This window comes from Runella sp. MFBS21 (assembly GCF_029433105.1).
Classification (GTDB): domain Bacteria; phylum Bacteroidota; class Bacteroidia; order Cytophagales; family Spirosomataceae; genus Runella.
Genome location: NZ_JARNTW010000001.1, coordinates 474,282 through 491,807, shown reverse-complemented (window position 1 = coordinate 491,807; position 17,526 = coordinate 474,282). Strand labels below are relative to the sequence as shown.

Sequence of the window (17,526 nt, the reverse complement as noted above, 5' to 3'; positions counted from 1 at the left end):
TGACATATTTTGCACTCTTCTTTTCCAAAAAAAGACAAATAAAAACAAATATACTTTTATCTGATGTAATCACTAGTACTAAGCATCATTTTAAGTGACTTGGGTTTTACTTTCAGGCATTGAATCATAAAGTGTAGCTACTTACCATTCACAATTCGGGAAAACCCTAAACCACAACAAATATCCCACATCACTATAGTTTTTGGGTTTATACAATATTTTTGAGTTTGGGAGTTAATAACAGTGAATCTACCCTAATGATATGAACAAATCGACTTTTTTTATTTTGTATGCTCTTCTGTTAGGCATGTCTTTGAGGGGGGGAGCACAAGTTAGTTCTCTCACCTTACGGCAACTAGTCACCCTCAAAAACCCCTCCCCTAATGCCACCTATCGCATCACGGATGCCGGGAAGCAAGGCGATTGGAGATACGACCCTACGGAGACCCAATCAAGTCCCAATATCGGCACTATTCTCGAAAGCTCGAGCCGCGAAGTCAAAGGCCGCTACAAACGCCTCTATAATCCTTCCAAAGGAGTAATGATAGAATGGTTTATGAACAACAATGATAGCAGTGTCAATGAGGCGCTTTTGTATGCACTTATGGCTTGCGATAAGATTAACTTCGGGGCCAAAACTTATTTTCTCCAACCGCTCATCATTACCCCAAAAAACCTCTTTAATCCCAAACGGCTAACACTTGATTTTAAAAATACAATTTTACAAACCCAAAACGGCGTAAACCAAATCAAAATTCTTCAGCTTGAAGACATTCCCGAACTTACATTGAGCGGCACACTACTGCTCAATGGCAATACCCAAAACCTCAAAATCGCCAACGCCAAAAATGAAGCGGGGCAGGCATTCTTACAAATCATTTCTCCTACTAATCAGCCTACATCGAGATTGACCATTGGCTCTTTGACTTTTAAAAATATGCCCATGTGCGGCATCAATATCGATACCCACGACCAAGTCAAAGACATAGGCTACGACCGTATCCAAGTGAAAGCCTTCCGCGAAGTCAACGGCTTCAACTGTCTCAATATTCAAGAAGAAAACTTCGCCGTGTGGGGCGTAAATGTACGCGGTGCACATCGAGCCGTAATCATCGATTCTCTCTACGCTCAGCAAGACCAAGAACTTTGGGGAGACGCACCTATCGAAAAGCCTTTCTATACTTTTACCTTCGAAAACCAAGTAGACCCCGAGGTGCATAAACGAAAAGATAGCTTGTACATCAAAAATATCTACGCTCGTTTCCCTTGTTCGTTGGTATTTTATACCCAAGCTGTCAATCATGTACGAGTGGACAACTACGTAATAGACGGCGCTCTACGTAAACCTGGCATCTCCGACGCCAAAGCCTATCCTACGATGATGAACAAAAACCTCTCATGGGTAGCTTCCAAACATACATGGACTTCGTTTAAATCGCCTAAAAGTAGTTTTTATATAAAAAAATTATTGATTCAAAACACCAATCCCGTATTTATGAGCGAAGCTGCTCTCAACGACATGACGGGCTTGTGGCTCAATAAAGGCATTACAGGGGCTGTTTTTGATGAAATAGAAACCGATGTCCGCCTCAAATTTTATGGTGACGGCTATTACTTCGGTTTTCCTAACGTACCCGACGGTAGACACCGAGTGGGCAAGTTTGTGTGTCGTATTCCGGCAAAGAAAAACTATGTTCAACCTCTCAATGCCGACCTTACCATCAAACACCTTCATATTGCAAAAGGCGCAGGCGTCAAATTTGCCATGGGCAACTCTAAAATTGAGAACATTACCCAAGACAAAGGAACAGTTGTAGAATTTGAGAATCGAGAAAATGTCTTTAAAAACGAAAATACCCTTTACAATGGCTTCATCGTAGAAGCTTGCGAAGCGACGGATATTTTATGGAAATTCAACTGGCTCATCCATCAACCCCAAATCACTCAAAATGAATCCATTTCCTCTGGCGAAAGGTATGAGTTTAAAAACTTCTCCGGCAACAATCGACTCCAAACCCATACTACTGTAGTGACTCCTGACGGCCAATCTACTTATATGACAGCTTACCGCTATGATAATGACTCTAATCTTCGTAATACGGTAGAGGCATTTGTCCCTTTTGTGGAATTCAATTGGAAAAATGTAAAAATGAAATTAGTCGAAAGTTCGTCCAACGACCTTACACGGCGGTATTTGCCCGTAGCAAGCAAACAAAGCTTACTCATGAATCAAAGAAAAGAAGCACGAACCAAAGGTTGGAAAAAAACACTGAATCCCAGCTCTTTTGTCAATTGTAGTATTACTCCCTAGCTATTTTCGGAAGCTTGCCGGTACCAATACCGAATCACTACTTTTTGTAACTCACGCTTGATGATAAGCTCAGCCAAAGAGCGCAGATGAGCGTTGAGTTGATTAGGTATCATTTTTCTGATTTGTTTTTCGGTCAAATCAACGCGGTTGAGCAGGTTTTTCAAAGTACCGCCTTTGTCCAAATGCAGTTCGATGACTTGAGCCAGATGCTCACAAAGCCCTTCAAAAGAATAAGCAACTTCTGCATCCAACGATAAGGGTATTTGTGCGGTCTGAAAATCTTTTATTAATTGAAAGATTAAGTCACGGAGCAAATTGGGAGTATTGAGGCACCCTTGTACTACTTCCGACGACGCACCCATCAAATCATCCGCTGCTTTTTGCATAATTTTTGTTTTAAATTCAAAAAACCTGATTAAAGAAATACCTCATTGTTTCGTCTTGTGAGAGGATGAAATACAAAATAAAACTTTTCTTGCCAACCTTCCGTTATTTTAGAGCCACATTAATCATTTCTTGAAATATGCATTATTCCTCAACGACCCAAAAAATAGCTTACTTTTTCCTATTTTTTCTCTCGTTTACTTTATCATGGGCACAGCCAAAGGTAAATATTGCGCAGTTGAAAGCTAAGTTTCCAGACGAAGAGATGGCTTATGTCAATCGTTCGGAACAAGTATCTATCGAAATCTTGGATAAAGCCTTGCAAATTGAGGTTTTACACCAAGAAGACCGGGTATTTTTGGATGAACGAGCGAGCGTTTGGGCCGACGAACGCATTTATTTCTCGGATGCTTTTCAAGAAATCAAAGACTTAGAAGCTATTTCTTATATTCCCGAAAAGGCGGGCTTTAAACGTACCCCCGTCACCAACTTCAAAACCGAACGGCCTAGTCCAGGCGGAGGGATTTTTTTTGACGATATGCAAGTCAAAAAATTCACCTTCCCCGGCGCCAAACAAGGAGGAATAGGGAGTGTGTCTTATCGCGAACGCATCAAAAATCCTTATATGCTTACGGGGTTTATTTTTGGAAATTACGTACCCGTACTCAACAGCGAATTTTCGGTCACATTTCCGTCGTCAGTCAAAGTTTCATACAAAACCTACGGCGATATGAAGGGGATTGTATTTAAGCAAAGCTCCCAAAATGGCAAGACAACTTACTCTTGGAAAGCTCAAAACATCAAACCTTCACCCCTCGAAACCGAATCTCCTTCGCTCAGACATTACGTCCCACAGGTATTTTTGTTTATCGAAAGCTATACTATCGACGGTCAGACGACAGAAGTGCTTGGGAATGTGCCAAAGCTCTTTAATTATTACAAAAGTTTGGTCAAAGACCTCAACAAAACGCCTAACCCTCAATTACAAGCCTTGGCCGACTCCCTTACGCGCGGTAAAAGTGAACTAGATAAAATCAAATCAGTGTATTATTGGGTGCAAGACCATGTAAAATACATCGCTTTTGAAGAAGGTCTCGGGGGATTTGTACCCCGCCAAGCCGCTGATGTGTGTCAAAAACGCTACGGTGACTGCAAAGACATGGCAAGCTTGACTTCTACACTCCTCAATCTGTCGGGTGTGCCGTCTTATTTGGTATGGATTGGCACGCGCGACATCCCCTACCGCTATGCCGAAAACCCTTCTATGAGTGTTGACAATCACATGATTGCGGCGGTGAAATATAAAGGAGAGTGGAAGTTTTTGGATGCTACCGACGATCGCATCGACTTTGGCCTCCCTACTTCTCATATTCAAGGCAAGGAGGCGCTCATTATGACGTCAGAAGACAAATATGAAATTGTCCCCGTGCCGATTGCTACACCGCTACAAAACTTCAAACGGGACTCTATTACTTTATCTATTGACGGTAAAACCCTGAAAGGCAAAGGAATGCTTTCATTTGAAGGACTTTGGAAAACCGCCGTCAAATCGGCAGTGCAATATCGGTCAGAAAACCAAAAAGATGAGTATTATAAATCTCTTTTGAGCAGAGGCTCAAACAAATCAACTTTGGAGCAAAGAACCGTGTTGGGACTCAATCAACGCGATGTTCCGGTGGTATTTGATTATACTTTTCGGGTACCTGATTATGTTCAAGAAGCCGCAGGAGAGTTGTTTATCAATCCCCACCTTACTCGCCCGTGGGCTGACAAACGCCAAGAAGACAATCGTAAAAATGATTGGAAACATGAGTTTACGCACGCCGAAGAAACCATAACGACACTCCCTATTCCTCAAGGGTATGAGGTGTCTTATTTGCCCACTAACGTTAGTTTTTCGAATCCAGATTTTGGCTTTAAGCTTAGTTACGAACAAAAAAATGGGCAAATCATTGTACGTAGCCATCTTAATTTGAATACGTTATTGGTCAAAAAAACCAGTTTTCCCGAATGGAACAAAATGGTAGCTGCTCTCAATGAAGCTTATAGTGAAGTAATTTCGTTGAAGAAGAAGTAATAAAAAAAGAGGCTCGAAAGCCTCTTTTTTTATTACTTCTTCTTGGGACTACCCAACAGACGATTGGCCAAATCGGGCCTTTTGAGTTTGTTGAGGCGGTTTCTTATCATATCCTTGTACTCGGGTTTATACCAAAAGAAAAAGCGATTTTGGTTTTGTTTTTCTTCCCGTGTTTTGGCCGTATACACTGGTTTTAACGTATAAGGATGTACTCCCGAATAGTATATGACCTCTGCCACCGTCATAGGAGTAGGTGTAAAATCTTGCACTTGCTCCAGACGAAAACCCAAATCTTTGGTTTCGGCGGCGAGGTTGGCCATATCAGCTTCCTCACATCCCGGATGCGAAGAGATAAAATAAGGAATCAACGGTTGATTGAGATTGTGCTTGTCCTGTATTTTATCGTATTTCTGTTTAAACAACTTAAAATACTTAAACGAAGGCTTACGCATCACGCGGAGGGTATCATCAGAAGTATGTTCAGGTGCTACTTTCAATCGCCCCGATACATGCCGCGTAATGAGCTGCTCCATGTATTCGTCATGATTGCCGTCTTTGTTGTTTTTATTGAAATCATCTACCAGCAAATCATACCGAACTCCTGAACCCACAAATGCTTTCTTGACCTTAGGATGCGCATCTACTTTGCGATAAAGCTCCGTAAGTGGCTTATGAGAAGTATCCAAATTGGAACAAATAACTGGATGAATACAACTTGGGCTCGAACAGCGCGCACAAATCGACTCGTCTTTGCCCTTCATGCGGTACATATTGGCCGAAGGCCCTCCCAAATCCGAAATGTAGCCTTTAAATTCAGGGTGCTTTGTCACTTCTTCCACCTCTTTCATGATTGACTTTTCGCTACGAGAGGCAATAAACTTACCCTGATGCGCCGAAATAGTACAAAAACTACATCCCCCAAAACACCCACGGTGCATATTGATAGAGAATTTAATCATTTCATAGGCCGGAATCGTACCCCGATTTTTGTATTTGGGGTGGGGCAAGCGCGTATATGGTAAATCGAAAGAAGCATCCATTTCCTTCTCGTCCATAATTTTGAACGGAGGATTGATAACCAATAGCTGCTCTCCAATCTGCTGCGTAATACGATTGGCTTGCCATTTATTGGATTCAACTTCTACAATCTTAAAGTTTGCGGCATATTTGATTTTATCGGCCAAGCATACTTCATGACTCGACAATTCCACGGTTTCCCAGTCATTATAGCGGGGCAGTTCGGCAGAAGAAGGTTGTAAATAGGCTACTTGATTGATGTCTTGCAAATCAGCGAAAGTCTGCCCTTCTTTCAATCGTCTCAGTATTTCGCGCAAAGGTTGCTCTCCCATTCCATATACCAAAAGGTCGGCTTTTGAGTCCACCAAAATCGATGGCATCAGCTGATCTTTCCAATAATCGTAGTGAGTCACTCGGCGCAAAGAAGCCTCAATACCACCAATCAATACCGGCACCTCAGGATATAGTTGTTTGAGAATATTGGTATAAACCGTCGTGGCATAATCGGGCCTAAAACCAGCTTCTCCTCCGGGGGTATAAGAGTCGTTGGAACGTAAACGTTTGTTGGCTGTATAGTGGTTTACCATCGAATCCATGCAGCCGGCCGTCACGCCAAAGAAATACTTAGGTGTACCAAACTTTTTAAAGTCCCTTAAATCGTCTTTCCAGTTGGGCTGAGCCACAATCGCCACTTTAAAGCCTTCACTCTCTATGATACGCCCAATGACCGCCGTTCCGAAAGCTGGGTGGTCTACGTAGGCATCGCCCGATATAAGCACCACATCTACGTCATTCCAGCCTCGTTTTTCTACCTCTTTTTTTGTCAAAGGCAACCAATCTGTTATGGGTCTGTCTACCATCATTTTTTCTTAAATTTTCTTGCAAAGTCGAATGGGTACGCGGTAGTTTAACCAAAGATAACCCTAAATAGTTTGAAACAAAACAGTTCACAACCAACAATATCGCCATACTGCTTGCTGTGAACTGCTGCTTTTAAGTCTTATCCGACAGGTTTATCGGGCCACTTCAATATTTACAACTTTTCCTTTGATAGTATTGCCAGTCATGGCTTCTACTACTTTACGGGCATCGCGCTCTGGTACATCCACAAACGAGTAAGCATCAAAGATATCGATAGATCCAATAACACGCCCTGGGATACCCGCTTCGCCAGCAATAGCCCCTACGATGTCGCGAGGTTGTACGCGGTCTTTACGACCCACGCTTACAAACAACCGAACCATTCCGGGGTCATTGCGTCTTGCGCGGTCATTGCCACCACGGCTATCGCGGTCGCCACGGCCTCCTCGGTCGTTACTACCACGACCAGCATCTCTGTCTCTGCCAAAACGCCCGCCTCTATCTTCACCCCTAGCTCCTCGGTCTTTACCAAACTTACGTTCTTCTTCCCAAGCCAAGTCAGTATCAGAAAATTCGCTTTTCTGAACACCCATATTGATTTTGACCAAGGCTGCCACAATCACCTCTGTGCTCAAGCCAGTAGTATGATGCAACATGGTAAGCATGTCGTTGTAGATTTCCAAATCTCCTTCGGAAGCTGCCTGTTCTACTTGCTCAATAAAACGAGCTTTCCGAACGCCTACGATATCTTCAAAGCTTGGAATCACTCCTTTTTCAATACGTACTTTGGTATAAGTCTCAATTTGGCGAAGACGATATTTTTCATCTTTTGCTACCAAAGTCAACGCTTTACCTGTACGACCCGCACGACCTGTACGACCAATACGGTGTACATAATACTCTTCGTCGAGTGGTAAATCAAAATTGATGACGGCGTCTACCCCTGATACATCAATACCACGAGCGGCTACATCGGTAGCGACAAGGATATTGGTAGTATTGGCTCTAAATTTTGCCATCACGTTGTTACGTTGCGCTTGACGTAAATCACCGTGTAGCCCTTCTGCTTGATAGCCTCTTACCATCAACTCTTCCGTAATCTCATCCACTTTACGTTTAGTATTACAGAAAATAATGACTTGTTTGAGGTCATAAGCGTCGATTAGGCGGCAAGTTACTTCGCTTTTAGCGCGTTGTTTTACTTCAAAACATACCTGTTCGATATTTTCATTCGTAACTTCTTTGCGCGTTACTTTTACCAATACAGGGTCATTTTGAAACTTCTGCGTAATAGCCATGATAGGCTTTGACATCGTTGCCGAAAACAACACCGTTTGGCGTTCTTCTGGAATATCTTCCAAAATACTCTCAATATCTTCACGGAAGCCCATGTCGAGCATTTCGTCGGCTTCATCAAGTACTACGTAGCTTACTTTGTCGAGTTTTAGGGCACGACGCTCCATCAAGTCCATGGTACGTCCAGGAGTACCTACTACGATTTGAACGCCTCCTCTCAACGACCGAATCTGACGCTCGATAGAGTCTCCACCGTAAACTGTTTCGATTTTAAGGCCTTTTTTAAATTGGGACAAACGGCGTAGTTCGTCTGTTACTTGAACAGCCAACTCACGAGTAGGACATAAAACAAGTACTTGCGTGTGTTTATCATCTACTTCTACCAACTCCAAGGCTGGCAAACCAAACGCTGCTGTTTTTCCGGTTCCGGTTTGAGCTTGGCCTATGACATCAAGACCTTGTAACAAATGAGGAATCGCTTGCGCTTGGATAGGAGAGGGTTTTTCAAAACCCATTTCGGTCACTGCTTTCAGCGCTTCGTCTGACAAGCCAAGTGATTGAAAATTCAAATTTTCTTCTTGCATTTTTTAAATTAGTAATGAGCATTTAGTTGTGAGCAAAGAGTACACCACAACTGGGAAGAAAGTGCCTTTCTTTTTTCCCAATACTGAAGACTTACTCAATACTCGCGTAAAAAGCACTGCAGCCCGAAGAGTCTCTGTAAACATTTACAGAAGGCCTGCGTGTATTTCTGAGGACGACGAAGAGAGGAGAGTTTGCAGGGAGCCACTACTAGAAAACAGCTACGACGTATACAAAAACAGTGCTGTAACTATTGACTGCAAACTGCCTACTTTTAAAAGTACCCTGACACAAAAAATCGCAGAGACGAACGAGCTTGTTCGTGCAGTAAAAACTTATGCAAAAGTAAGACAAATTCTTGAAATAAGAATGAAGAGAATGTTAAATTTTGTATTTTTCTTAGCAAAATAATATTTGCAAAAGGTATTAGGCTATTTCGGTGACGGCACCCGCCTCACATTTGAGGACGCGAGCGGGATATTTCTTAAGAAAGTCATAATTGTGAGTAGCCATCAAGATAGCGGTGCCTGCAGTGTTGATAGCCTGGAAAACTTGCATGATTTGCTCTCCTACTTCGGGGTCTAGATTTCCGGTAGGCTCATCGGCTAGCAAAATCTGCGGTTCGTTGAGCATAGCCCGTGCAATCACGACTCGTTGCTGCTCGCCACCTGAGAGCTGATGAGGCATTTTTTTCTGGAGCGTTCCCAGTCCGACTTGCATTAGTACTTCGGAGATACGATTTTTGATAGATGCTTTGTCAGTCCAGCCGGTAGCACGGAGTACAAATTCTAAGTTTTCTTCTACATTACGGTCAAAAAACAACTGAAAATCTTGAAATACAATCCCAATTTTACGTCTTAAAAAAGGAACATCCGACCGCTTTAGCTTCTGTAATTCATAGCCTACCACTTTGCCTTTTCCTGATTCGAGCCACAAATCACCGTAAAGGGTTTTGAGAAGAGAGCTTTTACCACTACCTGTTCGCCCAATCAAAAACACAAAATCGCCTTTGTTGATTTCAAAATTGACATCCGACAAAACAAGCTTGTTACCGTTTTGGTAAATATCCGTGTTTTCTAATTGGATAATAGGGTCCGATGAAAAAGCAGTCATAGTTCTGATAGGCAATAAAGAAGGCGAGCAATGCGCCTTCACTAAGGTACATTGCTCGCTTTATAAACTAGATTATTGATTTCCTTTTTTGTAGTCGGCCAAGAATTTTTCTAAGCCAAGGTCTGTAAGAGGATGCTTGAGCAACGATGTAATCACGCTGAGGGGACACGTAACCACGTCAGCACCAAGCTCAGCGCACTTGAGAAGGTGAATAGGGTGACGTACAGATGCCGCCAATACTTCGGTAGTAAAACCGTAGTTTTGATAAATAGTAACAATCTGCTCAATCAAATCCATTCCGTCCATTGATACATCGTCCAAACGACCAATAAAAGGAGAGACATAAGTAGCACCTGCTTTGGCCGCAAGTAAGGCTTGCCCTGCCGAAAATACCAAGGTGCAGTTGGTTTTGATGCCACGATCCGACAAATGCTTGATGGCTTTGACACCATCTTTAATCATAGGGACTTTGACCACGATTTTATCATCGATTTCAATCAACTCCTCCGCCTCTTTGATCATTCCGTCAAATTCGGTCGAAATAACCTCTGCACTTACATCTCCATCTACGATATCACAAATAGCTTTATAATGAGCCATGATTTTGGCTTTGCCCGTGATTCCTTCTTTGGCCATAAGCGAAGGATTGGTAGTAACTCCGTCGAGTACGCCCAATTCGTAGGCTTCTTGGATTTCTTTTAAGTTGGCAGTATCAATGAAAAATTTCATTCTGGTGAGTTTTGTTTGGTTTTGTACTTGCAAAAGTAGTTAAACCGTTTATTTCTAAAAAGATATTTTTGTGTACAAGAAGATAAACAATGCTTTGGGTTTCGTCAAGACCTTTTATCTATCATTTCTTTAAGGTAATCACTTGGGCTTTATCGTTGTTTTTGGCGAGTATTAGTAGAGGCTGACCTACCGCTCTTTTGACCGTAGCGATATGCCTTACTTGCCCTTTTACCCAGGTACTCAAAGGCCTGACCTCAAACTCTCCTTGACCTTGGTTGACCAGTACGGTTCCATAATCTGCATCATAACGTCCCATTTGGATGTTGTTGTCATAAAAATTGCCTGCAATGAGCACATCAGGGAGTTTGTCACCATTGACATCGATGATTTGCCCCGCCCGAAAAGTAGTCCACTGTGCTTTGATAGGCAGCGGTTTTAGGGTAAAGTTACCTTTACCATCATTCAGCAAAATACAATTGGTAAACTCTGTCGCAGTTAGGGTTTTCATTTTCTCTAACTTATCTCTCCCAAAAAGCGCTTCTACACTTGCTTGCGCAAAATCTTTGGCATGAATGTATTGTTTTTTGATAAACGGAAATTGCTTGTCGGTTTCCATTTTATTGGCAAAAAGGGTCTCTTTTCCGTTGAGAAAATAAGTCAGAATTTGGTCTACTCTTTCATTCTTATCAATATCTCCCACATACAGTTTTACGGGCTCCTCTACTGTGGCTTTGAGACGGCTATTTAATCCCAAATTCCCTGCCAGTATATCTAAGTCCCCATCTCCGTCAAAATCGTGCGTGAGTGTAAAATTCCACCAACCTTTGGCTTCAGTAAGCATTTTTTTGGTAAATGCCCCCTTTTTATTTTCCATTACACATATCCCCTGCCATTCTATAGACAGCACCAAATCCGTATCTTTATTACCGTCAATATCCACCAACTCTACATTTTTTACCATCCCGATATTTTTCAAGTCGGGGGCTATTTTTTCAGTCACGTCCACAAATTTGCCCGAGCCGTCATTTTGGAGCAAATACGAACGAGGACTCTCACCATAAGCCTTCGGAATAGATCGTCCTCCAATAAACAAGTCTATCTTACCATCAGCATTGAAATCAAAAGCCCTTACGGTAGAGGCCGTCACAAACAAGTCGGTAAAAGCGTCTTTTTTTCGGGCAAAATTCCCTTTGCCGTCATTGAGATAAACGCGCGGTTGGAGATACTCGGAGTTACCAAAAAATTCATTTCCACCGCTTGCTACTATCAAGTCGAGATGCGAGTCAGCGTTGACATCCGCAAACACCGCATCGACATCTTCGTAAGCACTATCTTTGGCGATTTCGGGTTGTTTTAAATACACAAATTTACCCTTGGAATTTTGAAGATATACCTTGCTAACCCCGTCGCGGGCATTTCCCAAAAACACATCTTCAAGACCGTCATGATTGATATCGCCGAGCGCCAAAGCAGGGCCTTCCGAAGAAGCCAAATGCGGTATAAGAGCTTCACGGTCAAATTCATTGAAGTTGTTTTCTTGATGTACAAAATCCAACCCCGCCGCCTCTGTCACATCTTCTACGGCTACGCTACGAATCATCTTTGGTACAAAAGCTGCATAATCAAATACGGGTAGCGTAACTTGATAAGTGAGAGTAATGGAGCTAGGCAAATTTTTAGGGTCTATTTTTTGAAAACGTTTGTCAGGCCAAATCACATAAATAGAATCAACCTCGGCTTTGTTGCCAAGGCCCACCGTCAAAGGTACTTCCATACTTGCCTGAAACCCTCTTACTGGAAATTTTTCGTAAGAGAGTATTTCCTTACCCTTAAATACCAAACACTTAGCTCCAATAGCATTGCGATTAGTGGAAGAACCCTTCAAATGTAGCGTCAAAGATTGATGAGTGGGAGCATATTCATTGGCCAAGTTTTCATAGATAAAGGCTTTGTCGTTGATGTTGTTGGTAATGACTTCTAGGTCACCGTCGTTGTCCAAATCAGCGTACACAGCCCCATTTGAAAAGGAAGGTTTGTCATTAACAATTCGATTTTGCCAATCCTGAAATTGTAGGGTTGGAGTATTGAGATAAAACTTATTAGGTAATTTGATTTCGGGCAAAATCTCCACTACCGAAGGGTCATCTTCCGTAAATTCCCCCTTGTTCATTTTGGCTTGAATGTTTTCGTTTGATACAAATTGTATGTAATCAATGTCATTCATACGCTTAGGAATACCGTTTGAGATAAACAAATCTTTGCGGCCGTCGTTGTCAAAGTCCATAAAAAGAGGTGCCCACGACCAGTCGGTGGCGTGTACTCCGGCATACATCCCAATTTCTGAAAAAGCCCCTTGGGCGTTTTTTTGAGCCGACAATGGCCCTAAATTGAGCTGTAGATTGTTTCTGGCAAATTGGTGATTGTAGCCTTGCCGTATTTTATATTTGAAAATATTGTAAGAGTCTTCCCCTTCCGACCGTTTCAAGATTTCTTTATCGGAGGGCAACATATCCAGAGAAATGATTTCGGGCAGGATGTCATTGTTGATATCTCCAATATCAATTCCCATCGAAAATTGGCTTGTGTGCATTATTTGGTTTTCCAAATCTTCTTTAAACTGCCCATTTTGCTGATTGATATAGAGATAGTCATTTTCATGAAAATCATTACCAATATACATATCTGGATAGCCGTCGAAATTGACATCGCCTACGCCTACACCCAGTCCATATCCTAACACATCGCTTACAATACGCGCCTCCAAAGTCACCTCTTTAAAAATAGGTTTAACCAACTGCCCTTCAGAAGAATATTGGCTATCATTCCTAAAAAACTTATCGCCTGCCGTAGGATGCATTTTGCCCTGAAATACCGAACGGAATCCAAAAGTGCCATTTTGATGAACGGAATGATTGAGTTGAAAAAAGTCTAAATCTCCGTCTAAATCATAATCAAAAAAGGCAGCTTGCGTACCAAATCCTACCAAATCCAGCCCATATTCTTTGGCTTTTTCTTCATAAATAGGGACGCCTTCCTTGGTGATTTCTTTACAGACAAAAAGGAGATTTCTACCATCAAAACCCTGAAAACCGCCTACTTGACTGATGTACAAATCCAGTTTCCCGTCTTGGTTGATATCCACTACCGAGACTCCATTGGCCCATCCTTTTCCTGTATTGATATTGGTTTGGGGAGTTACATCCTCAAACTTAAGTTTTCCTCGGTTGATATAAAGGCGATTTTGGGCGAGATTGCCCGTAAAACAAAGGTCAATGAGCCCATCGTTGTTGAAGTCGCCAGCGCCTACGCCACTTCCATTATAAAAATACATATAGTTAAAAATATTGAGCTCATTGGTCGCCTTCAGATCATTTGAAAACTCAATACCCGTTTGACTAGCCTCTAGCAATCGAAAGGCAGGGACTGTTTTCTCGGCTTTTTGGCAAGAAAACAATACTGCAAAAAGTAAAAAAAGATAAATAGACTTCATTAAAAACAGTATTTATAAAACTTCCGAAACTCAAACTAGGCAAGTTTGAAGATTCTAATTTGTTTGATTTTAAAACTCAAAATTATAAGCTAGGCTTACAATCGGTGCGGCAAATATTTGGAGTTTTTGGGCTACACTCGTGCCATTTTCGGTCTTAAAAAAGACCGAATAGACATTTTTACGAGCATACAAGTTGTAGGCCGTAAATGCCCAGTGTCCCTTAAAACGTCTATCTTTCATGCGTGGATTGTAAATATTCCACGCAAAATCTAGCCGATGATAATCTGGAACGCGTCGGTTGTTGCGAGCTTCATAAAAGGGGAAGTAATTGTTGAGATAATTTACAAAACCCACGGGCTCCGTATAAGGTCGGCCTTTGCTGTACATAAAAGTAAAACTGAAAGAATTGTGGTCGTCCACAAAAATATCAATGGAAGTGTTGAACGTATGAGGCCGGTCGTAATTGGCAGCATACCAATTCCCATTGTTGACACGTTCGATAGGCGCGATGCCATCATAAGTACGATTGAAGGTACGAGAATACGTATAATTGGCCCAACCCGTTAGTTTGCCTTTCTTTTTGGTCAGCATCAGTTCTACCCCATACGCCTTACTTACGCCTTGTACAATTTGGGTTTCGGGGTACTTTTGAAGTAAAAAATCAGCGCCTGGTTTATAATCGACCATGTTTTGGGTATATCTATAATACCCCTCCAACGAGACTTCATAAATGTCTTTATTGAAAGATTGATAATACCCCGCCGACGCCAAATTGCTTATTTGTGGCTTGATGTTTCGGTCGCTTGTTTTCCAGCGAGATGTTGGAATAGGCGTGGTAGTATTGGAAATAATCTGTACATATTGTCGCATCAAATTATACCCAAATTTCAAAGAGATTTTGTCGGTGATAGTGTATCGTATACCTAGCCGTGGCTCTAGCCCACCATAGGTTTTGAGGGCTTTTCCTTTAGCCACCGCCACTGTATCAACGACCGAAAAGTCGTCACGGGGCTCTCCTGCTTCATAATTCCGATAATCGTTGGGTCCCAAAGCCATAAACAGCGAATAACGCAATCCCAACGAAAAAGCCCATTTTTTGGAATAGCTAAATTCTTCGTCTGCGTACCAAGCCCATTCGTTGGCGTATTCGGTAGGGGTGGTCACGTACTTTACGCTTTCGCTCTGATTGGGTTGAAGGGTACCGGGAGCTATGGTATAATTTGTAAAAACAATTCCTGACTCTATTTTATGGTTGTCAGACTGCCAATTCAAATTAGATTTTAGTTGTTTTTGCACAATAGACGATTCCAAACGAACGGGATTGTCGGTATCTTTTTCGAGGGTAGAAATAGTGGGCGTATAATGCGCGTATACAGCCGTGGTCTGAATGTCAAGTTTGGGCGAAATCACGTGTAGCCACCGCGCCATCGCGTTGGTGGTTTGGTGTTCATAAAATGTCGTCACACCTATTACATTGGGCAAACTTGGTAGTAAATCAGTTTTGAACAAATCGTAACTTTTGTAGGCCATTGCGGTTATGGTATTACGCTGATTTACTTTCCAAAACGCTTTCAAAACACCCTCTCCAAATTTGGCTTTGATACCTTTGAGACGTTCGGATGCGATAGGAAGCAAAAAATCATTGAATGCCCCTCTTCCAGCCGCATATACACCTAGTTTTCCTTTGACAATGGGCGCATCCAACATAAAGCGATTGGATACAACACTGATACCTCCTTTGCCCTTCCATGTTTCGAGATTGGGGTTTTTTAAAGCTATATCCATCACCGAAGCAGCTCTGCCTCCATACCTTCCAGGTACATTTCCTTTGTATAAATCCAGCCCTGCTACGGCATCGGGAGGAAATACCGAAAACAACCCAAACATATGCGTAGGATTAAAAATAGGCGTATCGTCGAGCAAGATGAGATTTTGGTCGGTAGTTCCGCCTCTGATATTGACTCCATTGGAAGCTTCGCCCACGCTTGTCACGCCCGGAAGCATCTGAATGCCCCTCAACAAATCGACTTCCCCAAAAGCCGCCGGCAATTTTTGGAACGTTTTCATATTGAGCTGATTTACGCCCAAAATTGGCTGTCGCACGGTTTGGTCAAATCCCTTGGTAGTAATCACTACTTGTTCTAACTGATGCTCTACTTTAGAAAGTACTATTTCTATCTTCAAGTTTCCTTTTAAAGAAGGGATGTATTTGGAAAAAGGTACATATCCTACATATCGAATCGAAAGAACGTGATTGCCACTTCCTGCATTGATCGAAAACTTACCTTCTGCATCGCTGCGGGTAGCGTATAGTTTTTTGTTTCTATCCATCACAATCGTGGCACCTTCTAGGGGAGCATTGGTCAGGGAATCACGCACAATCCCACTAATAAGATAGCTCTGAGCTATGATTTCTAAACTTCCTAGAAGCATTATCATCAAAAGTAAAAATCTTGTTTTCATCGCCAACCAAAAGGGGGAATAGAGGTTCGGGTAAGGCTATTTTTACAAATACCCAACGGAATGTCAGGACGTTCGTTGGAGGCATCTTCCAACAGAGGGAGGCGATTGTTGAAAAATGCAAACAAACCATTAAGCGTGCCTCCCGTGGTATTACGCCGATTCATCATCAATCTTTGTTCGGATACCGACGATGCCGAAAAATATCCCAAAATCAACTCTTCTTCATTCTTACTATTTTTAATATTTCCCCTGATAGGCGCAGGAGGTGTATCGGCCAAAGTACCTGTATTGATAGATTGGTCTTGTAAGAGTTTAAGGTATCTGAAAGCATTGGGCGACAATGACATCTGCTGCACACTCACCAAAGTAGGGTTTGACTGTCGAAGAGGTATCTGCGCTACTAGACGATTTTTTTGAGGTTGACCGTCGGTGTATACATCCGCCAAAATGTTGATATCAGGGCTATAAAAAATATCCCAACAACGGTTACCACAGTAATAATCGAATAGATCGTTTGATTGAAGTGTAAGGTCTCGATAGCAGCCTCCTGTTTCGCCTGATTCATCTTCATAAATATAATACCGCCCCTGACGACAAGTCTCACATACGCGCTGTATTTCCCAATTCACCCATCTCCACCGATAAAAATTTTTGGAGTTAGGCGTATCATCGAAGTCTATATAAATATCATTTGTTGCGATTCTTTCGCTACTCGTTAGCGACCTTTTGATACCTACCGAATTAAACTCCTCTCGCATGTCTTTGATACCTGCCACTGGATTCATGGATTCAACTGACGACTCGTACGTAATCCCGTCCGTAGTCTTAAACCAAAGCTGATACGTATTTCCTACTTGTGCCTTAAAAGAAGACGGTAGGTAATAATAGCCCGCTAGGGTTTCTTGCATCACTATCTCATCTTTATTGTTTACAATTAGCTTTACTTGGGCTTGTGTAATAGGCACCGCTTTTTGACGGTCAAGATTGATAGAAGAAGTAAAATCTGAGCTTTTAAACTGGGTATCTTCGGGAGTTCTGAATATACTTATATACTGGGGTTCGTTCAAATCGGTAAGCGTGCCTTCTACCAACAAGTACCCTTTGGAAGTGGTGATGTTGACCTGAAAATTATCTACACATCCCCAAGCAATAGCGCCTAGCAATCCACTCCACATCAAAAGCTTTATCAGAGATTTCATAGGC

10 protein-coding genes are annotated in these 17,526 nt (G+C 42.2%); 2 read left to right on the top strand and 8 right to left on the bottom strand.

Annotated features, from left to right (window positions below; genetic code table 11):
- Nucleotides 1-262 precede the first annotated feature (262 nt).
- A complete protein-coding gene (locus P1X15_RS01925; protein ID WP_277336451.1) occupies nt 263-2,311 on the top strand; it encodes a hypothetical protein in 2,049 nt (682 codons plus the stop codon).
- Here P1X15_RS01925 and P1X15_RS01920 read toward each other — a convergent pair.
- The gene (locus P1X15_RS01920) at nt 2,308-2,697 is read right to left on the bottom strand and encodes a hypothetical protein (RefSeq protein ID WP_277336450.1); all 390 of its coding nucleotides are present in this window, start codon (nt 2,695-2,697) and stop codon (nt 2,308-2,310) included. The two genes, P1X15_RS01925 and P1X15_RS01920, sit on opposite strands and share 4 nt — an antisense overlap.
- A 137-nt stretch (nt 2,698-2,834) precedes the next feature.
- Between P1X15_RS01920 and P1X15_RS01915 the strand changes: the two genes are divergently transcribed.
- Nucleotides 2,835-4,772 (top strand): DUF3857 domain-containing protein, encoded by a 1,938-nt coding sequence (locus tag P1X15_RS01915; protein ID WP_277336449.1) that lies wholly within the window; start codon nt 2,835-2,837, stop codon nt 4,770-4,772.
- A gap of 32 nt (nt 4,773-4,804) precedes the next feature.
- Here the strand turns inward: P1X15_RS01915 and P1X15_RS01910 are convergent, their stop codons facing one another.
- The 7 genes from P1X15_RS01910 to P1X15_RS01880 form a co-directional block, all read right to left on the bottom strand.
- Nucleotides 4,805-6,649 (bottom strand): YgiQ family radical SAM protein, encoded by a 1,845-nt coding sequence (locus tag P1X15_RS01910; RefSeq protein ID WP_277336891.1) that lies wholly within the window; start codon nt 6,647-6,649, stop codon nt 4,805-4,807.
- Nucleotides 6,650-6,802: 153 nt separating this feature from the next.
- Entirely contained in the window at nt 6,803-8,530 is a 1,728-nt protein-coding gene (locus tag P1X15_RS01905) for a DEAD/DEAH box helicase (RefSeq protein ID WP_277336448.1), read from the bottom strand.
- Nucleotides 8,531-8,954: 424 nt separating this feature from the next.
- Nucleotides 8,955-9,641: a cell division ATP-binding protein FtsE gene (locus P1X15_RS01900; protein WP_277336447.1), complete on the bottom strand. Its 687-nt coding sequence runs from the start codon at nt 9,639-9,641 to the stop codon at nt 8,955-8,957.
- A gap of 72 nt (nt 9,642-9,713) precedes the next feature.
- A complete protein-coding gene (gene fsa, locus P1X15_RS01895; protein ID WP_277336446.1) occupies nt 9,714-10,370 on the bottom strand; it encodes a fructose-6-phosphate aldolase in 657 nt (218 codons plus the stop codon).
- Nucleotides 10,371-10,491: 121 nt separating this feature from the next.
- Nucleotides 10,492-13,860, bottom strand: coding sequence for a VCBS repeat-containing protein (locus P1X15_RS01890; protein WP_277336445.1), 3,369 nt, complete (start codon nt 13,858-13,860; stop codon nt 10,492-10,494).
- Nucleotides 13,861-13,929: 69 nt separating this feature from the next.
- On the bottom strand, nt 13,930-16,323 hold the full coding sequence (locus P1X15_RS01885; protein ID WP_277336444.1) for a TonB-dependent receptor: 2,394 nt from the start codon (nt 16,321-16,323) through the stop codon (nt 13,930-13,932).
- A complete protein-coding gene (locus P1X15_RS01880; protein ID WP_277336443.1) occupies nt 16,320-17,522 on the bottom strand; it encodes a DUF4249 domain-containing protein in 1,203 nt (400 codons plus the stop codon). Before P1X15_RS01880 ends, P1X15_RS01885 begins: the two co-directional genes overlap by 4 nt.
- Nucleotides 17,523-17,526 lie beyond the last annotated feature (4 nt).